Raw genomic sequence first — 20,506 nt, 5'->3', positions numbered from 1 at the left:
ACAGGGAGCTAATCTCATGTATGAGTTTACCTATACCACGCAGGCGTCGAGAGTCGTATTCGGCGCTGGAAGCATGAAGCTGATTCAACAGGAAGTGGAGACGTTGGGTGCTCGCCGGGCGCTGGTTCTTTGCACGCCTGAGCAAAAGGCCCAGGCTGAAGTGGTTTCGTCGCTTCTTGGACCTGCGAGCGCAGGCGTCTTCGACGGCGCCCAGATGCACGTTCCTATCGAGAACGCTCGCCGCGCGCGCGAACACGCGAAGTCGGTCGACGCAGACTGTGCTGTGGCGATTGGTGGCGGTTCGACGATCGGGCTCGGCAAAGCGATTGCGCTCGAATCGTCGTTGCCGATTATCGCAATACCGACGACATATGCCGGGTCGGAGATGACTCCCATCTACGGGATAACGGAAAACGGCCTGAAGAAAACCGGTCGCGATGCCAAGGTCATCCCCAAGACCGTCCTGTACGACCCGGAGTTGACCATCGGGCTCCCGGTCCGCCTCTCGATTGTCAGCGGCCTCAACGCTATCGCTCATGCTGCGGAGGGGCTGTACGCGCAGGACGGAAATCCCGTCATGTCGCTCATGGCGGAGGAGGGTATTCGCTCACTCGCCAACGGCCTGCGTGGAGTGAAGAAGAACAGTAAGGACAAAGTGGCGCGTAGCGAGTGCCTGTATGGTGCGTGGCTGTGCGGAATGGTGCTCGGCAATGTTGGCATGGCTCTTCATCACAAGCTGTGCCACACCTTGGGTGGAACATTTAACCTCCCTCATGCTGAGACTCACGCAATCGTTCTGCCTCACTCTCTCGCTTATAACAGTACCGTTGCGGATGAGGCGATGGGTCGGATCGCCAGGGCGTTGAACGTAGATTCGGCGCCAGACGGCCTTTACCAACTCAACGAAGAACTTGGCGTTCCGCGAGGGCTTCGCGAGATTGGGTTGGGCGAAGCCGATCTCGATCACGCGTGCGAAGTGGCATTGTCGAATCCATACTGGAACCCGCGACCGATTGAGGAGGGGCCGCTTAGAGCACTGCTACAGCGTGCTTGGGAGGGCGTTCGTCCGTCCGTGTAGCCTTTGGAAATGGGCGCCCCAAAGGAGGTTCGCAGGAACGAGTCTTCGATCTGGCGGTAGCAAACTAGCCGGCAGCTTAGGACTGCGCGTCGCTGTCCTAAGCTGATCAAGCCGCTCCCGGAACCTGAGTGCCTTCACCCCTTGCGGAACATAGGCGCTCCCCACGGCGCACCGATCGTGCCGCCGTCGACGACGATTTCCGCCGCCGTGATCCCCGAAGCATCGTCGGACGCGAGGAAAAGCACGGCCTTGGCAACTTCTTCAGGTGCAGCGAGGCGAGCCATCGGAACGCGCGGTGCCAACGCCTCTTCGGTCGCGTCAAGCGTTGCGCCGGCCCGTGCGCCGCGCGTCCAGATCGGTGTGCGTGTGCCGCCGGGAATCACGGTGTTGACACGAATGCCACGCTGCACGAGTTCCGACGCAAATACCTTTGCCATGCCGGTGACGCCCGCCTTCGTTGCGGAATAAGCGGCCGACCCGGGCGAGCCCAGCTCGCGCATCACGGAACCGTTCAATACGATCGAGCCTCCGGCGCTCATCAACGGCAGGGCCGATTGAACCGTGAGAAACACACCGGTGAGATTGGTGCGAAGAATCGCCTCAAATGCAGCAGCGGTCGTGCCGCCGAGCGGCGTCGGACCGGAGATTCCGGCGTTGGCGAAGACGATGTCGAGGGACCCGAATGCTGCCTGGATCTGCTTGAACGTCGACTCGATCGCGGTTTCATCATCGAGATCGGCCTGAATGCCAAGCGCGTTTTCGCCGAGCTCGGATACTGCCTGATCCAGTTTTGCGCGATCGCGGCCGGTAATCGCAACACGGGCGCCTTCGGCGATCAAAAGCTTCGCTGTAGTAAAGCCAATGCCGCTGTTGCCGCCAGTGACGAGCGCTGTCTTTCCGGTAAAACGCATTTCCTTCTCCTGTGTATTACGCCGCGAGATCACGTCCCAAGCCGCATCTGCTGGCGGCGCAAAAGCCTCGAAAAAATCTCTGTTAAGCAGCGCAGGACAGCCGCTGCATCCAAGCTGGCATGAACGTTGTCAACATCTCATTCTGTATGTTGATTATCATGCAGAAATTCAGTATTATGCTCATCATGCAGTTTGTCAAGCGTGATGAGGCGGAAAAATGGGTTATTCGCAGGCACAAAAGGCTGAGAGTAGGCAGCGGGTTCTGGAGAACGCGTCACGACAGATTCGCGAACACGGCATCGAGGCGCTCGGCGTCGCCGAGTGCATGCGCAGCGCGGGGCTGACGCACGGTGCGTTTTATGGCCATTTTTCCTCGCGTGATGCGTTGATCCTGGAGGCGCTCGAGCACGCGGTGAGTCAGAGCGAGAAGCGCATGGCTTCTATCGCAAGCGGTGCGGCAAAGCGTGGGGAAACGCCTCTGCAGGCTATTGCCGAGGCCTTCCTCAATGAGCGTCACGTGAAGAATCCCGGCAATGGATGTGCGCTGTGTGCGCTCGCCGGGGAAGCGCGCCATGCAAATCCGGATGTCAGGGAACAGCTCACGGATTACGTGCGCAAACTGGCGTCACGAATAGCGCACGCTATATCCAGTGATAGCAAAGAGGCTGGCTTGGGTATCGTCGCGACCATCGTGGGGGCCATTACGCTTGCGCGCGCCGTTGACGACGACAAACTGGCGAAATCGATTCTCTCCGAGTCGCTCGTTCTGGTTATGAGTCGCGACTCATCGCCGGTTAGCTGAGTGGTGCTGGCATTGCCCGGTGAGGATCGACGATTCACTCACCAAACATGGCTTTAATGTCGCGTCCCGTCTGCTCGGCTTCCTCAATTAGCCAGTCGAGAAATTGCCTCGTTGCAGGGGAGTCTGCCGCAGTTCGCTTCCAGCAAATGAAGTAGGGGAACGGCATGGGCAGGGCGACCTTGAACGGCGCGATGAGTTCGTGTCGCTTGATGCTATCGATAGCAAAAAAGCCCTGTCCCAACGAAATGCCTCTTCCCCGAATTGCCGCATCGATTGCCATGCCGGAAACGGAGTAAGTGAGTGGCGCCAAGCCATCGGGCAGAGGCACGCCAACCGCATGCAACCAGTGTCCCCACGTTGGGGGTGACATGTTTGCCCATCCCCACTCGACGTGAATCAGCGGGTATCGCAAGATATCCGCCGGTTGCGAGATCGGTTTTTCCGCCTGCAGCAGCGAGGGTGCGAACACGGGCGCAACCCTGTCCGTAAAGACGACGTGATAGGGCGTTCCGTCCGTCGGGAGTGCCCCATACGTTAGCCGGACGTCGGCACTTCGCGCGGCGATACTGGTTTCGTGGTCGACGACCTCGACATGGACCTGCACATGAGGGCAGATGGTGTGCCACGTGTCCAATCTGGAGGCAAGCCAATGGGTCGCCACGGACGGAAATGTCATCAGGGTGAGCCGACGGCCCGTCTGCGCCTTGAGCGCCGCCTGAGCGCTATGAAAGCACTCGAACCCCCGGGAGATGTGCGCGTGGTACAGCTCGCAGAGCGGGGTCGGCCGCAGGCCCGTGTTCTCCCGCTCGAAAAGCGCGACCCCGAGAAAGTCTTCAAGGACGCGAATCTGCTGACTAATCGCACCGGGCGTCACGTGAAGCGCCTCGGCGGCGGCTACGACGCCTCCGTAACGAATGACGGCATCGAATATCTGCAAGGCTCGAAGAGGAGGAAGGCGGTTCATGTCGTTGACCTGGCAAATGCCATCGTGAAGCCAGTCTAGCAAAGACTGATCTCCGCCTCGACGCGCAACGGCGTCATGCAATGCCGCACGCTTACGGCTTCACATCGGTCTTGAACCACTTTTCCGACAAGCGCGTCACGGTACCGTCCGCTAGTGCTGCCGTGATGGCTGCGTCAAACTTTGCTTTCAGATCCGTATCCTGTTTGCGAAACCCAAGACCTTCTCCCGGCCCCCAGACCGCGCCACCGATGGTTGGTCCGGCGATCCGGATTCGGGCGGTGTCTTTGTTGTCGGCGATTCCGGCGTAGTAGGTGACGTCGTCGAAGGCTATGTCGACGCGTCCGTTGACCAGGTCGAGGTCACGTTCGGCCGAGGTCTTGTAGAGGCGTACGGAAGTGATGTCCTTGAAGTTGTCGTTGATGAACTTCGTATAAACCGTGCCGGATTGAATGCCGATCGATTTCCCTTTCAGTTGATCGCGCAGCGGGGCGATCATGGGGCTGTCGGTTTTGGGGTCGCCAGTCAGCTTGAGCGAAGAGGTTTTTCCTGTCGTGTTCGCCAATCCGTGCCCATCTACTGTCGCGAACGCGGCCGGCGTTGCAGCGTAGGGCTTGGAGAAGGCAATGACCTGTTGACGTTCGGGTGTGATTGCAAGGGCATCCATCACAGCATCGAATTTGCCGGCCTGCAGGCCGGTAATGAGGCCGTCAAAGTCCTGGGCGACCGGCTCGCATTGCAGGTTGACCCGCTTACACAGATTGTCGAGCAATTCCGGTTCGAACCCCGAGATTTTTCCGTTCGGCAAGGTCAGATTCCATGGAGCGTAACTGCCTTCCAGGGCGACCTTTACGGTCTTCCATTCCTTTGCTTGAGCGCCGTTTCCTGCCAGCGCCAGCACGCCGAGAAAGGTGACGAGAGAAGTCTTCAGGACTCTTGTTGAAATCGCATTCACATTACACCTCTATAGTGTCGAATCAAGGTTGTGCTTGGATTGAAAATACTCGGATCGCCACAGTTCGCGGCATTGCTGGCGCTACCGGCTTCAGTTGTGCAAGGCGCCGGCGATGTTTTCCACGATGCTCAGCAAGTCGCCCTGTTCGACGAGCCGGTGGACGCCCATCATGTCCGGATAGAAGAACCGATCGCCTTCTGCTGTCGGGGCAACCTGTCGAATTCGCGCATACACCGCCGCGGTTGCCGGTGAAGCGTCGGCTGGATCGAAGAAGTCCAGCGCCTGGGCGGCGGTGAGCAGTTCGATCGCCAGCACGTGCTGCAACTTCTGCGAAGTTGTGTAGGCTTTTCGTGCCGCGTGATAAGCGAAGCTCACGGGGTCTTCCTGGTTGCCGCTCGTCGGCACGCTGTCGACGCTTGCCGGTTGAGCAAGGGTGCGCATCTCACCCAGCAAGCCGGCCGCCGTGTACTGAATGATCATGTAACCGCTGTTCAGCCCGGGATCCTTCGCGAGGAACGCAGGCAGTTCGCTGAAGTACGGGTTGACGAGACGGTCCGTCCTGCGCTCCGAGATCTTCGCGAGCGTGGTCATGGAGATGCAAAGGAGATCGCACGCGATGCCGACGAACGTACCGTCGAAGTTGGCACCGGATATCGCGGTACCATCCTCGGCGTCGGGATGGATGACAGGGTTGTCGCCGCACGACCCCACTTCATCGAGAATCGCGTCGTAGGCGTCCTTGATCGCCCGCTTGGACGCTCCATGTACTTGAGCAATGCCGCGAAGGCTGTAGGCGTCCTGCAGCCGGTAATCGGTAAAGCGATCGCATAGTGCACTTCCGGCGAGGAGCCGCCGGATGTTGTCGGCCGTGTTCCTCTGATCGACGTGTTTCTTGACGGAGTGATACCGGGCATCCAGCGAGCGCGTGGTGGCCTTGAGCGGCTGCAGGGACATTGATGCGGCGATGTCCGCAACCTTCGAAAGCTCGAGCGCGTTGTAAAGCGCGAGCATCCCGATCGCGGTCACTGAGGTAGTGCCGTTGGTGAGCGAAAGCCCCTCCTTGCAGCGCAACGAGTGCGGCTTCAGCCCCGCTCGCTCCAATGCTTCGGCGCCACTCACGCGTTCACCGCGATAGAAAGCTTCTCCTTCGCCGATCAGCACAAGCGCCATATGTGCCTCGGGCGCGAGATAACCGACCGATCCGTCGCCCGGTGCGAACGGCGTGATGTCGTTGTTCAGCAGTCCGGCGATTTGCTGCAGCAATTCGAGGCTTACGCCGGAATAACCCTTGCCGAGGCTGATCAGCATCATCAAAAGGGTGGCTCGGACCACTTCACGCGGCAGCGGTTCGCCGACCGAGACGGCATGGGAGCGCACGATATTTCGCTGAAGCTGCTCGGCGTCGTCCGGGCTGATGACGCGTGTCGAATTTGCGCCAAAGCCAGACGTCACCCCATAGACAAGCCGGTTCTGGCTCAGAAAAAGATCGACCAGGCGGCGCGAGTTCAACACGCGCTCGCGATAGACGGGCGAAAACTTTATCTGTGCGCCATGTCGGGCTACGGCAATGAATTGCCCGATTGAAATATCGGATTCCCCGAGCTGAACTTCGGATATCTTGCTGGGTCGAGATTCGATGTGCGCCAGACTCATTCTGAATTTCCTCTGCCGAATGCATGAAATGAAGTGGGAGGCAAAATCCGCTTCAAAGCGCGATGTTTGCCGGAGATCATTGCAGGGCAGAGTAGCGTCGGCGGGGGTGACGCACAAACGATTTGATTTGAGTTCCGTGTTTAGTTTTTCTAAAGTCGGATTTTTGTTTCGTGTTTAATTTGACTTTATAAAGGGCGATTTCTGTTTAATCCGAGAAAACTATTTTCTCGGATTTTTTGAGGGTGTCAGAAAGACTCGATCCTTGAGATCGGCAGAACCGGTCCGGCTCTGCCGTCCATGTCACACCGTTACGGCGTGCGCGGAAACTCGAACGCGTCGAACAGGTCGTCGATTGCGGGCGCATTGACCGGCACATACGGATGCGTCTGCAACTGGATCGGATTCGGCAGATTGTCACGGCTTCTTTCCGTGATCGGCTTCAAATGCCAGTTGCGGTCGATGAACTTCACGATCGACGCGTGATCACCGTACTGGTGCACGACGCGGCCACCGCGAGAGTATGGCGACACGACGATCATCGGAATGCGCGGGCCGTCGCCGAAGAAGTCGAGCGGCTGGATGTAGCCTGAGTCGTAGTAGCCGCCGCCTTCGTCGGTCGTGACAAGAATCGCTGTCGAGGCCCACAGACTCGGGTCACGCTGCACCGTGTCGACCAGCTTGTGCACGAACGATTCAAAGAGTCCGAACTTCGACGACTCCGGATGCCCGTCGAGCAGACCGCCCGGCTTCACGAACGAAACCGCGGGCAGCGTGCCGTTCGCAATGTCCGCGTACAGATCGGTCGTGTCCTGCAGGTGCGCTTTGACGAGCGCGGGGTTCGTCATGATCGCGGTTTCATACAGGAACGGGTTGCAGATATTGCAGTAGACACTCGTGGCCGGCGTCGTCACAAACGTATTCCAGCCTTCGCCGTAGTACTTCCACGAGATGTTCTTTTCGATCAGCGTATCGGCGATCGTCCGCACCGGCGACGGCGGGATCGTGAACGTACTCGTATTGACCGTGCCGTCCCCGTTGTAGCCTGGGTTGTAGTTGTTCAGCAGGTAATACGTGTTCGGCGCACACTTCGCGTCCGGCTTGTACGGCAGGCGGTTCAGGTACTGCCGCAGCGCGCCGGCGCCGGGCTGATGACTGTCCGAGCAGTTGCTGTACGTGCCGCCCGAATAGCCGTCCTGCGTGTAATAGTTGTTGGTGTTTGCCTGCGGTAGCGGATTCTCGATCTGATCCGCCGGCGGCTTCGTGGCATTGCCGTTGCCGTCCGTGTAGTAGAGCGCATCGGAGGTGCCGATCATGATGCTGTTAGCGCCCGTGCCGCCCATCACCGGCTGGTGATAGTTGTCGCTGATCGTGAATTGGCGCGCGAGATGCGTGAAGTACGGCATGTCGCCGGTATTCACGTTGTAATAGCCGAGCGCGGTCGCTCCTTCGCCGGTCGTCTCATCGTTGAAGTTCGCGGGCCGCGGCTTGCCGTTCGAACCGGCGCCCACCGATGTCTCCACCCACGCAAACAGATCCATCTGACAACCGCTCGGATTATCGAGCGTGGCGTGATCGAGACTGCAATCGGCCTCTTGCCAATTCTGGTAGAAGCGGTGCACCGGACTGTTGATGTACTGGTCATAGTCGGGACCGACGCGCGAGATCTGATACGGTCCGTTCGGCAGGTTATACGTGTTCGAGCCGAAGCGCGTATCGACGCTATGCGTCGGCAAGCCGCTCGCGCCGGTGGTCAAATGCACGACGTCCCAAGGCTCCATCATCGCGCCCTCGGCGGCCTGCGCCGCGGTGAGCGTGGCGAACGGCGGCGGACTGGTATCGCTCGGTGTGCTTGCCGTAGAGCCGGTATTCGGCGCCGGCAGCACTGTATACGGCTGCTTGCCGCCAGGCGCCATCTCGAAGCGCTTCGGGTCCGTGGCACTAGCCGTGTATTGCGCGGCCAGCGCGAAGTTCGGACCCGGGCGGCCGTCAGCCGTGATGATGCCCTTCGACAGCAGGTTCGCCACCGTCTGCCCCTGGCGTGGCGTGTAAGCACCGAATACGTGATCGAACGTGCGGTTCTCGCCGACCACCACGATGACATGCTTGATCGGCGACGCGGTGTTCACTGGCGCAGCCGCTGTCGCGGCCTGCAGCTGGCTTTGCGCGACGGTCGGCCAGATAGCCGCGGCAAGCGCGACGGAAACGGCGCCGCAAAGCAAGCCGCTTCTAAATATGGGTGTACTAATTACGTTGGCAATTTTTTTCACGAACGCCTCCATGACGTTACTCGGACGAGCAAGCGGTAATGTGGCGTGTGGCAACAACGGGCAGCTCCCTGCGTGGGGACGCTGCCTCCATTACAAAGCGTTACGACGGGAAGAAATTATAGGGAGGGAATGACAATACGGGGACAAAAAAAAGTCGCTGGCATGTGAATTTGCCAACGAATTACTTTCACTGCGATTCACATTGCATAATTCGCCCGTGGCAAAGGCAGCGAGCACATCATTATTCATTGCGGTTATCTCGTCGCTTCAACATAAATCGGTGTCATGTTTTCACATGTCTTTAGCTTGGCTATGACCGCCGGCGGCGTTTCGGGGCGATTTTCGTGCATGCAAAACTTCATGCTTTCCACGTAAGCATTGGCACTTCGTGGGTTAGAGCCTGACTATGAATCACACTTTGGGTGTTCAAGCCGCAGAATATTCTGCGGTTTGACGGTCGGCGTTAGGGTTCGGCGATGATACAAAACCCTGGCGGTTAATGCCTCCAAAATACACTAATCTAAAATAATAAGATCTGTTATATAGGGGCGAAAGCAAAATGAAAACCCGCTCGCCACTCACTATCTGTTTGCCGCTTGCGATATTTGTCGCCGCATGCGTTCTGTCGCTTCCGACCCTCGTCATCGCGGTTGTCTGGATGACGATTGGTGTGATGGCGCTCGGCCATCGCAGCCTTGAAAGCTTTCCTGCGACTGGCATAAACCGTGAGTGGGTCCGGGGATACCGCGGAGCATGCCTGTGGTTCTGGCATCTGGCCTGGTGGCCTTGGTATATGCGCTCATCTATCCAGGATGTCGCCGGACAGATCGGAAACTCGCTGCATCGAACGAAGAAATCAGGGGATAAAGAGCTGAAGAGTTCGTCGGACTGGCGGTCAAATGACGACCATGATTGAAAGCGCGACGGGAGCGGAGCGGCAGCCGTCTTCCGATGGTTAGCCATCGATGCAATTGACTGATAAGTCGGCTGCTGCCAGCGATTCCTCACATCGTATTCACCACACGCGCGATTGTTAGATCCATCCGGCAGATCGTCACCATTGCCCTGGCTGCGCACTCGAATGACGGAATTCAAAAACGCCAGAGAACAAGTATTGCTGGAATAAGCCGGCATGTTCCATCGTTTACTCGTCAGGCAACCACGTTCCGAGTGGCAGGCCCCTGTCGCAGCCAGGCCCGCGACGTGAATTTGTGCAAGCACACCGATGTGCTGGGTGACGCCGACGACACGACGTCGAAAACGTCGGGGATTCATGTGGCCATACATCATGAACAAACTGCTTCGTTTCGGGACATTGCTCGTCTGTCTCGGCTTCGCTGCGCCTGCACTCGCGCAAACGTATGACGAGCAACCGGTGCCGGCCGACAGCATGGACAGCACGAATTGCCGAGCTGTTGTCGGGCAGGCGGAAATCGATGGGACGATGCAGCAGGTCGTCGGACGTGCGTGCCTGCAAAGTGATGGGACCTGGCAGATTGTTCAAAGCCAGGATGGCAGCGTGCTGTGGTACCCCGCCGCGGCCTATCCCTATTCCGACCCCTGGTGGTGGGGGCCGCCGGTATTCATTGGCGCGGGCGTGAGCTTTATCTTTGTCGACCGTTTCCATCACTTCCATCACTTTGACCACTTTCATCAGATGGGTCACGTTCGCTTTGCACCAAACGGAACGGGTTTTCACCGCGGCCCGCTCCCGGGCGGTGGTATGCATAACTTCGGTGGTACGAGGGGATTCGGCGGCATGCATGGGTCCGGCGGCATGCATGGGTCCGGCGGCATGCATGGGTCCGGCGGAATGCATGGATTCGGCGGCATGAATGGGTCCGGCGGAATGCATCGGCGCTAGTCCAACTTTTCCTATGTGCGCCTCTCGCAACGCTCATATGGGATCGTCCAACGTGACCGTTCACGCCGCGCCGGCGAACTACGTCGAACAAGGGTAGCCGTCAGCCGGCCCGGGCCAGTACAGCGCCTCCTGGTATTACTGCGATCCACCCACGCGAGATCTCTAGAAAGACCAGAGCGTGCCGCTAAAAAGCGGTGGTCCGACAAAACGTAGACCGGGATCGGAGTCGTTCGAGCGGAAGATTGTGGAGGTGCGGTCCGTTGCGTGATTCCGGTTACTTACGCGGACCACCCCCGTGCGATCCGCTCGCTCCCGACGGCTGAAAGTCGCTGCCGAAACCACTTGAGTCGTGCCCGCCGCCGTGCCCGCCGCCGTGGCCTTCGGCGTGCGCTTCGCCGTGGCCGCGGCCAGCCATTGCGCCGCCGTGATGAAAGTCACGATCATGGTCATGGCCGCGATGAAAATCGAAGTCGTGGTCGTGGTCGTGGTCGTGGTGGTGACGGTGAAAGTTGTCAATATCGACAAAGCCGAAAAAACCTCCTTCGTACAGGGGGTACCCATAGGCGGGACCGCAGTAATATTCAGCGCCCGCAGGATTGGTCATCATGTACTCCTGATCACAGGAATTCATCGATGTGTCGTAAGGCGCCACGGCACAGCCGCCCAGCAATGCGGCTGCAAATACCCCTGTCAAATGGGGCAAAATCATGTGCTGCACGGTAAGACCTCATCTAATGTGACGGAACGACTCCGCTAAAGATTTAGACCACGGCGAAGCACGCTTGTCCGGGGAGCGTGCAGCGGAAATTCGTTACCGCGCGTGACAAAACGAGGTCGCCAAGCTCATCGGGATCAGTGAAACGTGGTGCGTCAAAAAACGCATGACCCAAGCCGGTCAGGGCGTGACGAGCAAGGACGTATGCAGGCCCATCGAGTAGTGGCCTGGCCGGTTGCAGATTACTACGTAGCGGCCGGGTGCCAACTTGAGCGTCAAACGCTTGCTCTTGCCGGGGTCGATGTCCTCCACCTCTCCCATTTTTTTGAACTGACTCTCCGACACCTGTCCATTTTTAACTGGCAGCCTATCGGCGGCCAGGTCTGTTTTAAGAACGACGAACTCATGCGTCATACCGGTGTCCGGCGCGTTGCTTACCTCGAACGTGACTTTGCCTGCCTTAACGTCACTTGCATTGAGCTGGATCGTGTTCGTGAGCAGCGTGGCTTTTATCGTCTGCTCTGCGTAACTGGGGCTGCAAACGAGGCCGAGTGCGGCCACGCCAAGGAAGACTGCGGTGCGTGGGCTTGAGAACATGACGTTTTCCTCTACGAATACCGCGCGTATCAACACTACAGAAATAAAACGGCCGGCGCCGCGGGCTTATTCCCGTGTCCGAGAACTATTTTCGTGTCGGTCGCTAACCGATCCCACCTCCGCCCGACGCAATGCAAATCATGCGGCTCGTACTTCGGCGGAACCTCAGATCGAGGTCTATTTTTTTCGCAGACGTTCGTTCACCAGGCGAGCAATGGCTGCCGGTGCCTGGTCTGGTATGGCGAAAACCGAGCTGACGTTGATCTCGCAGAGTACGTAGGTATCCTTGCCCGATTCGGTGCGCGGCCCGTAAAGAAAGTCAGCATCCCAGATAATCGGCAGCGAAGCGCTGTCGATGTTCAGGACGTTCATCATTTGCGGCGTCCATTCGAGTTCCATTTTCGCTCTGAGGGCCTGGAACGGCTCAGCCGAGGCGGGGTGCATGATACGTGGCCCGGGCTGCGCAGCGTCAGAGTCGGGTCCCTCCGGTGGAGGCGGTATCAGCGCCTTGATCAACTGGTGTCCAAATCCAACAACCTTCTCTCTTCCCATGTAGCAGCGAATCATGCCGTCGGGCAGGCGTGACTGAAAGGGTTGGTCGACAATGCAGCCGTCGGGCCTGAGGTATGCCTCGCAACGCGCCATGAATTCGTGAAGCGCTATCTCTTGCGGCACACTCCCTCGGAGTGCATGCAGAACTCGAACCAATACGGTATCGCTGCCCGGCGGCGAGATTTGCTCGACCTTCCAGACCCCCTGACCTCCATTGCCCCTATTTTGTTTGAGTACGCGCGGTCCTGCCGATTCAAGCCGGGACGGGAACTCGGACTGGAACGCAGATTTGTTGCGATAGACATGGGTATCCGTGCCCCAGCCGAGATGCCTGGTGCGATGTAGAACCTCCTTGACGCCCATCTGCAAGATAACGTCAGGGTGGGCGCTGACCCAGGGTCCGCGCGACGCCACCTCCCGCAACATCGCGTCGAGAACGACTCGGGTCTGCCCATCGTGAATCGGGTCGACCCATACCAGTACGCCATCGACATTCAGGAGTTGTTCACGCACTTCGTCCACCATCTCGTCGGAATAGACGGCGGGTTGAGCCGCGATGCCGATCGCCGTCAGTTCTTCGAAGATGCGATAGAAGCGATTATTCGCCGGTGTCGCACTTTTACGCGCCTCATGATCACCGCGCCACAGTATGGCCACCTTGGCCGGTTCAGCTTGACTCATCTCATCCTCCACACTCGTCACGGCCTCAGCCTTGAGGCGCCATGATGCGCAACGTCGCCTGCCCCTGAACGTTCCTGAGCGGGAAGTAAGCGCGATGCGTCGAGTCATCCACCGCGACCACGTGCGCATTGGGGCCAATGCGGCCGTCACCAATCTTCGACACGTTGCCCGCGTCGGCTTTGAACATCGAGACGATGCCAGTCTCACCGGCGATGTAGAGCAGTTGCAGTTGCGGATCAAAGGCCAGGACATCCGGATCCCGACCGACATCGAAGGACGACTTGACGCGCATCGTGCGCATGTCGAGCACCAGCAACTTGTCATTGCCTTCGCACGCGATGAAAGCAAGCCGTTGCTGCGGTTCGATCAGCAGTCCGTGATTGCCCCGCGCGCCCGGCAGATCGATGCGCGCTACGATCCGGTCGTTGGCCGGGTCGATTTCGACCAGTTGCTGCCGGGATTGCACGTTCACGAAGATGTGCCGGGAGACCGGATCGTACTGGGTATTGCCGACCTCACCGCCGAGCGGGATCGTTGCAATCCGCGTGTTCGAGCGAATGTCGATCACCGTCTCAGTCTCGCCTGTTTCGTCGGACGCATAGAGCTTGTGTGCATCGGGCGCGTATGCCATGCCGTCCGGGTACCTGCCGCCCGGCATGCGTGCGGTGATCTTTAGTGTGGCTTCGTCAATTGCGACGATCTCATTTGAACCGGTGGCCGACGCATACACGCGTGACAATTCCGGAAGCGCCAGCACGCCATGCACTGAGGCCACGTCTGGAATCCGGGCGATTACGCGCGCTACGCGCGTGTCAAACGCGACCACCTCGCCGTCGCCCAGATGGGCAATGAATAGCAGATGACGGTGCGGGTCAAGGCTTGCGTAATCGAGTCGGGTCGGCCGTCCGCCCAGCGGAATGTCGGCGACCAGTTTCAACGGCAGGTCGCCCATTTCAAGACCGTCATCCGCACCTGACGCGGAGAACATCACGACCCCCAACGCGGCAACAATAGCGCACGCGGCAGAAAGCAGCCAACGAGCAGCAGGCCGAGTCCAAAGTGCATTCATGATGCGAGTTTCATCAGTGTGTTCACCGTGCAACGACGATCCGCAAGCGGCGCTCGTTCAATCGTCGTCTGCGCCAGCCTCACGCATCATCCAGTTCACGTCAGCCTCCGCCCAGGCAACGTTGCCTGCATCCGCATGGTGGCGTTGTCCCAGTTGATGAGGCTAAACAGCTGGTTGACGTATTCGTTACGCCGGTTCTGGTACTTCAGGTAGTACGCGTGCTCGAAAACATCGAGGATGAGGATGGGCTGGATGCCCCAGGCGGTCAGCTTCTGATGGTTCTCGCACTGGAGGATCATGAGCTTGCCCGTCGCGGGATGGTAGCCAACAACCCCCCAGCCGGATGCTTCTACAGCAATCGTCGCGGCTACCAGTTGTGCCTTGAACTTCGCATAGGAGCCGAAATTTCTGTCGATTGCTTTTGCCAGATCGCCCTTCGGTTCACCGCCTGTACCCGAGATGCTGGTCCAGTAAATGGTGTGCAGGATGTGACTCGATAGCTGGAAAGCCAGTTCTTTCTCGTAGAACTTCACCAGCGCGAAGTCGTTTGAGTCCCGGGCTTTCGCCAGGCTGTCTTCAGCCTTGTTCGCGGCAGCCACCGCGGGCTTGTGATGAAAGTTGTAGTGCAGTTCGACGGTGCGCGCATCGATAACCGGTTCAAGCGCATCGTAGGCGAATGGCAGCGGTGCAGCAGCATACTTGCCGTCCGCGTCTGTGAGCTTGTCGGTGTAACCGGGCTCTTCTGCGGCACGTATGGTTTGTGCCTGAGCCAGCATGATTCCAGCGCCGACCGCGGCGGTGTCTTGCAGGAAGGTACGACGTGTGGCCATGAATACGATCCTCGTAGAATGCGCGCACGCGCGGGCAATCAGATGGCGTGCGAATGGATAAGCGGATAGACAGCGAGACCAAACAGGGCAGCCGCAACGACAATTACCGGCTCCTGCAGCTTCTTGAATCGCCAGAGCAACACGAGCGTCACAAGAGCAAGCATGACAGTCGGCCAGTCAACGATCGAGCGCTGCGCGATGACAATGACTGAGCCCGTGATTGCGCCCACGGCCGCCGCGGTAATGCCATCGACGAACGCCTTGACGGCCGGTAACTTGCCGTATTTCTTGAAGTACGGCGCCGGCAGCACCGTGAACAGATAGCAAGGCAGGAAAGTCCCGAGTGCGGCGACGCAGGCGCCCGAAAATCCGGCGACGAGATAACCGATGAAGCCGACCGTAATGACGACCGGCCCCGGCGTGATCATTGCGACGGCCACCGCATCGACAAACTGCTTGTCGTTGAGCCAGTGATGTTCGGTCACGACGCCGCCGTAGAGGAAAGGCACGATTGCGAGTCCCGAGCCGAACACGAACGCACCGGCCTTGGCGAAGAAAAGGCCGATCTGGCCGAGCAGTGGCAGATCAAGACCACTGAGGACGCCGCTCATACCGGGCGCCTGCGCAACGGCAAGCGCATTCAGTCCGCCTTTGCCAAACCACTTCGGCGGCGCACGCCAGAACCAGTTGATCAGGCCACCCGCGATAAACAGCCATGCGATCTCGGATTGGGTGACCACGGTGACGACCGCGAGCGTCAGGAATATCGCCCACAGCAGTCTGTCTTTGCCGATGGTCTTCCTGGTCAGCTTGTACGCGCTCATGGCGATGATTCCGACCACTGCGGCACCCACGCCGTAGAAGACTGCCTGCATCCAGGAGAGGCCGCCATACTGCGCGTAGGCCCAGCCGAGCGCCACAACCATCAGGAACGAAGGCAGGACGAATGCGATACCGGCCACCGTTGCGCCGAGGACCCGGTAATGCACGTATCCGAGATAAATGCCGAGTTGTGCGGCAAGAGGGCCTGGCATCATTTGAGCCAGCGCCAACCCCTCCTTGTAGTCCTGCTCGCTGATCCAGCCCCGACGTTCGACCAGGTCACGGTGCATGTAGCCGACCAGCGCCACCGGCCCTCCAAAACCGAAGGTGCCGAGGCGAAGCATGTAAAAGAGCAACTGCCAGAGGGTGTAGCCCGGCGCGGTCGCCGGCGTGGTGTTCATGACCGGCCCCCTGCGTCGGTGTTTTTTGTGCGCGCCGTGAAGTGCGCGTAGATCGAATCCAGCACGCGACTCATCTCGTCGAGCAGTTGATCGTCGTCCAATGCGCGTAGCCGCGCGCCGGCCATCACCGCCTCGAAGCCGATTGCTTCTGGTACCGGTGCGCCGCCCACGTCGAGCGCGTGCACCATTTCACCGAGCCGAAGAAGCGCCGCGTCTTCGTCGAGGCCGAAACTCACAACCAGCACCTCAAAGGTCACGCGCTCGCCCACGTGCGTGAAGGCCGCGCCGTCGAAATCGAAGCCGAGTGCATCCGGCGGGCAGGCCTCCGGCGACACGAGCCACAGGAAGCGCGCTTGCGGATCGATGAAGCGACGGATCAGCCATGCGCTCGCGACGCGATCGACCCATAGCCGTTGCCGGGTTGCCCACGTGCGGGCCTGGTACTCGTCGCGCCGTAGCGGCCGGATGGCCCGCTCGGCCGCATGCGGCTCACCTGGCGACAGGACCGTATCCGCGAGCGCTACAAAGTCTTCCCAGGCGATTTCAGCGTCGGTCAAAGCGGCGCCCGGGAAGTAGTCGATCGTCCGGATCGCGTCATAGTCCTTGCGCAGGCGACGCATCAGCCGGGTGACTTCCGCTGGTGCCTGGCCTCCGAGCGTCTTCCGCGCTGCGGCCAGTGACGCGACAAAGGTCCTGTAATCGTCGTTCCGATCGAACAGTGCGCGAAAGTCCGCTTCCTGCGACGAGTCCAGACTTTGCGCCCGCAGCAGATGCGCAGTGCCACCGGCTTCGTCAATGCTGCCGGCGAGTTCGCGCAGCATGTCTTCGCGCTCCGCGGTGTGCGGCAGCAGGTAGATGCCGTCACGCAGGACGGCGCAACCCTTCGCTTTCAGCGCCCGCCATGCCCGCATCCGCGCGGTAGCGTTCTCAGTCGGAAAGGTCAGGACCAGTACGGCCCACGTGGTCAAGGTAGTCATGTAAAGTAAACTACATGTGTGTAGCGTACTTTACAAATTATTTTTTCTTAAGTGTCGGCCGGCGTCGGATTGCCGGTAATGGAATCGACGCGCCGAGGCGCGCAGTGGCTGGCAGTCGCATGCCAGCCACTGGCGAAAGACCTGATTTCATGAAGTCGCTTCCGAGCGCTTTGCACGTCATTCCAACGCGCGTTATTGCCCACCATTCTCGAAAGGCACGTTCCAGACCGTCACGCTGTTTGTGTTGTCGTCGACCGCCGCAAAGCGCACGAACTCATGACGCGGCTGCGAGAACGCCAGTCCGAAGGCACCGGCTTGGGCCGGGTCGACGGCAAGCTGCGCGACGAAGCGGCCTTGCGGCGTAAATTCGACGATTTCGCTCGGCTGCTTCGGATCGCTATTGATCGCATCGCCGTTCGCGACGAACAGATGGCCGTTCGGTCCGAGGGTTAGCCCGAGCGGGCCGTGGAGATGTGCGTTGTCCGCATAGATCACCACGCCTTTGCCACCGTCGTGCTGCGATTTGCCCGCATCGAATACCGCGAAGATCGCGTTATCGACGGTGGACGCGACATAGAGTACGTCGCGCTGCGGGTCGTAGGCGAGTCCGGTCGGGCCTACGACCAGTGCCGCGGAATCGCTGCGATGCGGGTAAACCGAGGCGATCTGCGTCGCGTGGTTGAGATGGACGCCGTTGTCGTCGACGCTCACATCGAGGCGCACAACCGTCCCGTTGAGCACGTTCGATACGAACACCTTTGCACGGTCGCCTTGATCGAAGATCGTCAGATCCCAGGGTCCGTCGATCTTCGCCATCGCAGGCGTCCATTGCGCGACGATGTTGCCGGTTCGGTTCAGCACCAGCAGCACGCCGGGCTGGATCGTATTGAAGGTGCCATCCGTGGTCGGTACGCTGCCGACCAGCACGAAGCCGCCCTTGAGAACACCGAGCGCGGTGCTCAGGCCAAGCCCCGGGGCGCCTTGGAAGAACGTCGTGGCCGGCTGGTTGTTCGGCACGATCTTGACGATCGTCGTGCCAGTGCCCTGGGCGTTCTGCGCGTTGTTGAAGTTCGAGATCAGCAGGTCGCCTGCGGCGATGGTGCCGAAGCGGGGAAATCCGTCGGGCACGAAGGCGACGCCGTACGGATTGACATCACCGTTGGCAGGTATCGTCGTCGAGGTGACGAACGACGGCGGGAGCAGCGGCGTGAGCTCGTCGGCGAGGGCGGGGCCCGCTGCCGAAAGCGCGAGACTGGCGCCGTACAGGGCAGCCAGCAGCAGGTGTTTCAGCGTGCGGTCTTTTGCACGGACACCGCGCTGGCAGGGTTGTTGGTCGATTGTCGGATTGAAGCCGTTTATGACGGGGTTCATGACTGGCATCTCCAAGAAGGCCGCGGGGCGGGCGCGTTGTTGTCGCCGCGCGCAGTGCGTGCCGGCCGCCGCTAGCGAATTTCGCCCGTGCCCACGAGACGGCAACCAGCACCGCTGTCCTGCAACTCGAACGCGCGTCGCGCAGCGTAGGCAACGGCGGGGCGAATCCTGCAAACAGGCAAGCGCAGACCCTTGCCGGCGGGTGCGTGGCAATCGAGGCCTGGTTCAGGCATAACGGAATGGGATCGTCCGTGCGCAGTAAACGGCTGGCAGGAACAAATATTCCAGCGTGACCGGCCACACGGGGTGGCCTGTCATGGCACGCCAGTCCGATCGAGTTGAAGCAGTCGCCGGGTCGCTTAGGGTCGACAAGCGTCTGTCATCGTCGTCGTCATCTGCAAAGTGACGATGTAGAGGTGTTCACACGCCTTGTGCCTTGTTAGGACCGCAAGGCAGGCAAGCTAAAGCTGAAGGTGGTGGCTGACCGCGGCTACTTCAGTGGTCCGGACATCCGTGCCTGTGAACTGGCCGGGATCACTACGTATGTCCCGAAACCACTCACCTCGGCGTCAAGGAAGAAAGGGCTCTTTACCAAACGCGACTTCATCTACGTTGCCAGGAACGATGAGTATCGATGCCCCGCCGGCGAGCGCGCAATTCTTCGATTCAAGACCGTCGAGAATGGCATGAATCTGAACGTGTACTGGCCCAGCGCATGCCCGCGTTGCCATCTCAAGGAGCGATGTTCACCCAGCGACTATCGCCGCATCCGACGATGGGAGCACGAACATGTACTGGAAGCCATGCAGCGTCGGCTTGACCGGAAGCCTGATGCGATGACCATCCGAAGAAGCACCGTTGAACATGTCTTCGGCACGCTCAAGCATTGGATGGGTGCCACACACTTCCAGACCCGGACGCTCGGGCGGGTGAGCACCGAAATGAGCCTTCAGGTACTGGCATACAACCTCAAGCGAGTCATGAATATACTTGGGGTTGCGAGGACAATGAAGGCAATGAGGATGGCTGGAAGCTGAGGCCCTGAAGGGCTTCTTGCGCTCGCATTGCTCGAATAGCGCAAGCTCGACGTATCTAACTTGATTGACCCGACCGCGAACCTCGCCCTCAGCCGCGAAAATCGAGTTTCCACACACCCTCGGTCGCGTGCTGCCGGTCGCTGCATTGCGCACCACGGGAAACGATGCCTCATGCGTTAGGCAGACGCGGCCAGCAGCGATCCTCGGTCGCGTGCGCATCGGACCGTGGAGTGTCCGTCACAATTTTCCGGCGATTGATCAATCACCGCCCTATGCCGCCGCAGTACGCCGGGAAGCTGGAAACCTTCGCCGCCAATGCTGTATCGTGAGCGCCACCGCCGTCGCACAGACCCCACGATCTCCGTCGAAATGCCCCAGATGATCCCACTCCACCGCGATCTAGCTTTCTATCAGCTCCTTGCCGACAGCTATGCCCGGCTACTTGGTCGGCCCCTGGTGCAACAGGCCATGCCCCTGGCCGAAGCTACCGAATGGCTCTATGAGCATGCCCCGTTCGCGGTACTCGCGCACAACACCGATCCCGACCCGCTCTTTATATACGGCAACAAGGCCGCGCAACGCCGCTTTGGATATAGCTGGGATGAAATCACCCGACTGCCGTCCCGACTCTCGGCCGAGGCTCCGAATCGCAAGGAGCGGCAGCAATTTCTCGCACGCGTACAGCGGCTCGGCTACGAGGCGGGCTACAAGGGTGTGCGTATCACCAAGTCGGGCCAGCGCTTCATGATCGAGGAAGCCACGCTGTGGCAGCTTCTCGACACGAACGGTAAACTGCACGGCCAAGCGGTTGTCATCCCGAGCACGCACGACCTTTGATCGCGCATATCAATCTGGGACGAGCCGCAGTGGCTGCTTGAAAACAGTCGTTTCGAAGAAGGTAGTCTGAACGGCGGTTGAATCTGCCGTCGCCCGCTGTCGGTCGCCGCATTGCGCGCCACGGAA

The 20,506-nt window shown here is 59.6% G+C and carries 18 protein-coding genes and 1 pseudogene; 6 read left to right on the top strand and 13 right to left on the bottom strand.

Annotated features, from left to right (window positions below):
• The first annotated feature begins 16 nt into the window (after window positions 1–16).
• Window positions 17–1,078: a maleylacetate reductase gene (locus M0D64_RS29540; protein WP_266260365.1), complete on the top strand. Its 1,062-nt coding sequence runs from the start codon at window positions 17–19 to the stop codon at window positions 1,076–1,078.
• A gap of 134 nt (window positions 1,079–1,212) precedes the next feature.
• Here the strand turns inward: M0D64_RS29540 and M0D64_RS29535 are convergent, their stop codons facing one another.
• A complete protein-coding gene (locus tag M0D64_RS29535) occupies window positions 1,213–1,989 on the bottom strand; it encodes an SDR family NAD(P)-dependent oxidoreductase (RefSeq protein ID WP_154563871.1) in 777 nt (258 codons plus the stop codon).
• A 217-nt stretch (window positions 1,990–2,206) separates the two neighbouring features.
• Here M0D64_RS29535 and M0D64_RS29530 point away from each other — a divergent pair, with 217 nt between their 5' ends.
• The gene (locus M0D64_RS29530) at window positions 2,207–2,791 is read left to right on the top strand and encodes a TetR/AcrR family transcriptional regulator (protein WP_266260364.1); all 585 of its coding nucleotides are present in this window, start codon (window positions 2,207–2,209) and stop codon (window positions 2,789–2,791) included.
• 34 nt (window positions 2,792–2,825) lie between these two features.
• On the opposite strand, the gene M0D64_RS29525 is transcribed toward M0D64_RS29530, so the two are convergent.
• The 4 genes from M0D64_RS29525 to M0D64_RS29510 all read right to left on the bottom strand — a co-directional run bounded on the left by M0D64_RS29525 (window position 2,826) and on the right by M0D64_RS29510 (window position 8,639).
• Complete coding sequence (locus M0D64_RS29525) at window positions 2,826–3,755, bottom strand: LysR substrate-binding domain-containing protein (protein ID WP_266260362.1); 930 nt, start codon at window positions 3,753–3,755, stop codon at window positions 2,826–2,828.
• 91 nt (window positions 3,756–3,846) lie between these two features.
• Window positions 3,847–4,683, bottom strand: a complete 837-nt coding sequence (locus M0D64_RS29520; protein WP_266260435.1) for a transporter substrate-binding domain-containing protein — start codon at window positions 4,681–4,683, stop codon at window positions 3,847–3,849.
• A 114-nt stretch (window positions 4,684–4,797) separates the two neighbouring features.
• The gene (hutH, locus tag M0D64_RS29515) at window positions 4,798–6,360 is read right to left on the bottom strand and encodes a histidine ammonia-lyase (RefSeq protein ID WP_266260361.1); all 1,563 of its coding nucleotides are present in this window, start codon (window positions 6,358–6,360) and stop codon (window positions 4,798–4,800) included.
• Between the two features lie 308 nt (window positions 6,361–6,668).
• Window positions 6,669–8,639: an alkaline phosphatase family protein gene (locus M0D64_RS29510; protein ID WP_266260359.1), complete on the bottom strand. Its 1,971-nt coding sequence runs from the start codon at window positions 8,637–8,639 to the stop codon at window positions 6,669–6,671.
• A 547-nt stretch (window positions 8,640–9,186) separates the two neighbouring features.
• Between M0D64_RS29510 and M0D64_RS29505 the strand changes: the two genes are divergently transcribed.
• Together M0D64_RS29505 and M0D64_RS29500 are read left to right on the top strand one after the other, a co-directional pair.
• Window positions 9,187–9,543 (top strand): hypothetical protein, encoded by a 357-nt coding sequence (locus M0D64_RS29505; RefSeq protein ID WP_266260358.1) that lies wholly within the window; start codon window positions 9,187–9,189, stop codon window positions 9,541–9,543.
• A gap of 372 nt (window positions 9,544–9,915) precedes the next feature.
• Window positions 9,916–10,491, top strand: a complete 576-nt coding sequence (locus tag M0D64_RS29500) for a hypothetical protein (protein WP_266260356.1) — start codon at window positions 9,916–9,918, stop codon at window positions 10,489–10,491.
• Window positions 10,492–10,765: 274 nt separating this feature from the next.
• Here the strand turns inward: M0D64_RS29500 and M0D64_RS29495 are convergent, their stop codons facing one another.
• From M0D64_RS29495 to M0D64_RS29460, 8 genes are all read right to left on the bottom strand, one after another.
• Complete coding sequence (locus tag M0D64_RS29495) at window positions 10,766–11,209, bottom strand: hypothetical protein (RefSeq protein WP_266260355.1); 444 nt, start codon at window positions 11,207–11,209, stop codon at window positions 10,766–10,768.
• 177 nt (window positions 11,210–11,386) lie between these two features.
• The gene (locus tag M0D64_RS29490; protein ID WP_266260353.1) at window positions 11,387–11,803 is read right to left on the bottom strand and encodes a cupredoxin domain-containing protein; all 417 of its coding nucleotides are present in this window, start codon (window positions 11,801–11,803) and stop codon (window positions 11,387–11,389) included.
• A 177-nt stretch (window positions 11,804–11,980) separates the two neighbouring features.
• The gene (locus tag M0D64_RS29485) at window positions 11,981–13,036 is read right to left on the bottom strand and encodes a Cj0069 family protein (RefSeq protein ID WP_266260352.1); all 1,056 of its coding nucleotides are present in this window, start codon (window positions 13,034–13,036) and stop codon (window positions 11,981–11,983) included.
• Between the two features lie 25 nt (window positions 13,037–13,061).
• Window positions 13,062–14,105 carry a YncE family protein gene (locus M0D64_RS29480; protein ID WP_266260351.1) on the bottom strand — a complete coding sequence of 348 codons (1,044 nt, stop codon included), beginning with the start codon at window positions 14,103–14,105 and terminating at the stop codon, window positions 13,062–13,064.
• 95 nt (window positions 14,106–14,200) lie between these two features.
• Window positions 14,201–14,935: a superoxide dismutase gene (locus tag M0D64_RS29475; RefSeq protein WP_266260350.1), complete on the bottom strand. Its 735-nt coding sequence runs from the start codon at window positions 14,933–14,935 to the stop codon at window positions 14,201–14,203.
• 38 nt (window positions 14,936–14,973) lie between these two features.
• Entirely contained in the window at window positions 14,974–16,158 is a 1,185-nt protein-coding gene (locus M0D64_RS29470; RefSeq protein WP_266260349.1) for a chromate transporter, read from the bottom strand.
• Window positions 16,155–17,135 (bottom strand): chromate resistance protein ChrB domain-containing protein, encoded by a 981-nt coding sequence (locus M0D64_RS29465; RefSeq protein ID WP_266260348.1) that lies wholly within the window; start codon window positions 17,133–17,135, stop codon window positions 16,155–16,157. Before M0D64_RS29465 ends, M0D64_RS29470 begins: the two co-directional genes overlap by 4 nt.
• A gap of 192 nt (window positions 17,136–17,327) precedes the next feature.
• Window positions 17,328–18,506, bottom strand: coding sequence for a hypothetical protein (locus tag M0D64_RS29460; RefSeq protein WP_266260346.1), 1,179 nt, complete (start codon window positions 18,504–18,506; stop codon window positions 17,328–17,330).
• A 467-nt stretch (window positions 18,507–18,973) separates the two neighbouring features.
• On the opposite strand from M0D64_RS29460, the pseudogene M0D64_RS29455 reads away from it, so the two are divergent.
• Together M0D64_RS29455 and M0D64_RS29450 are read left to right on the top strand one after the other, a co-directional pair.
• Window positions 18,974–19,543: pseudogene (locus M0D64_RS29455) on the top strand (transposase); the annotation flags it as partial.
• A 378-nt stretch (window positions 19,544–19,921) separates the two neighbouring features.
• Entirely contained in the window at window positions 19,922–20,380 is a 459-nt protein-coding gene (locus M0D64_RS29450; RefSeq protein ID WP_266260433.1) for an MEKHLA domain-containing protein, read from the top strand.
• The last annotated feature ends 126 nt before the right edge of the window (window positions 20,381–20,506 follow it).

The sequence above is a fragment of the Paraburkholderia sp. WS6 genome, from assembly GCF_030464835.1.
Taxonomy (GTDB): Bacteria; Pseudomonadota; Gammaproteobacteria; order Burkholderiales; family Burkholderiaceae; genus Paraburkholderia; species Paraburkholderia madseniana.
The sequence above is the reverse complement of the archived record's forward strand: the minus strand, read 5'-3'. Positions and strand labels throughout refer to the sequence as shown.

Bases quoted from the DNA above. Each gene is read 5' to 3' on its own strand.
- M0D64_RS29535 (WP_154563871.1), bottom strand. From the start codon at position 1,989: ATGCGTTTTACCGGAAAGACAGCGCTCGTCACTGGCGGCAACAGCGGC.
- M0D64_RS29485 (WP_266260352.1), bottom strand. From the start codon at position 13,036: ATGAGTCAAGCTGAACCGGCCAAGGTGGCCATACTGTGGCGCGGTGAT.
- hutH (WP_266260361.1), bottom strand. From the start codon at position 6,360: ATGAGTCTGGCGCACATCGAATCTCGACCCAGCAAGATATCCGAAGTT.
- M0D64_RS29500 (WP_266260356.1), top strand. From the start codon at position 9,916: ATGAACAAACTGCTTCGTTTCGGGACATTGCTCGTCTGTCTCGGCTTC.
- M0D64_RS29540 (WP_266260365.1), top strand. From the start codon at position 17: ATGTATGAGTTTACCTATACCACGCAGGCGTCGAGAGTCGTATTCGGC.
- M0D64_RS29465 (WP_266260348.1), bottom strand. From the start codon at position 17,135: ATGACTACCTTGACCACGTGGGCCGTACTGGTCCTGACCTTTCCGACT.
- M0D64_RS29505 (WP_266260358.1), top strand. From the start codon at position 9,187: ATGAAAACCCGCTCGCCACTCACTATCTGTTTGCCGCTTGCGATATTT.
- M0D64_RS29490 (WP_266260353.1), bottom strand. From the start codon at position 11,803: ATGTTCTCAAGCCCACGCACCGCAGTCTTCCTTGGCGTGGCCGCACTC.
- M0D64_RS29475 (WP_266260350.1), bottom strand. From the start codon at position 14,935: ATGGCCACACGTCGTACCTTCCTGCAAGACACCGCCGCGGTCGGCGCT.
- M0D64_RS29530 (WP_266260364.1), top strand. From the start codon at position 2,207: ATGGGTTATTCGCAGGCACAAAAGGCTGAGAGTAGGCAGCGGGTTCTG.
- M0D64_RS29480 (WP_266260351.1), bottom strand. From the start codon at position 14,105: ATGAATGCACTTTGGACTCGGCCTGCTGCTCGTTGGCTGCTTTCTGCC.
- M0D64_RS29450 (WP_266260433.1), top strand. From the start codon at position 19,922: ATGATCCCACTCCACCGCGATCTAGCTTTCTATCAGCTCCTTGCCGAC.
- M0D64_RS29460 (WP_266260346.1), bottom strand. From the start codon at position 18,506: ATGAACCCCGTCATAAACGGCTTCAATCCGACAATCGACCAACAACCC.
- M0D64_RS29470 (WP_266260349.1), bottom strand. From the start codon at position 16,158: ATGAACACCACGCCGGCGACCGCGCCGGGCTACACCCTCTGGCAGTTG.
- M0D64_RS29525 (WP_266260362.1), bottom strand. From the start codon at position 3,755: ATGAACCGCCTTCCTCCTCTTCGAGCCTTGCAGATATTCGATGCCGTC.
- M0D64_RS29510 (WP_266260359.1), bottom strand. From the start codon at position 8,639: ATGGAGGCGTTCGTGAAAAAAATTGCCAACGTAATTAGTACACCCATA.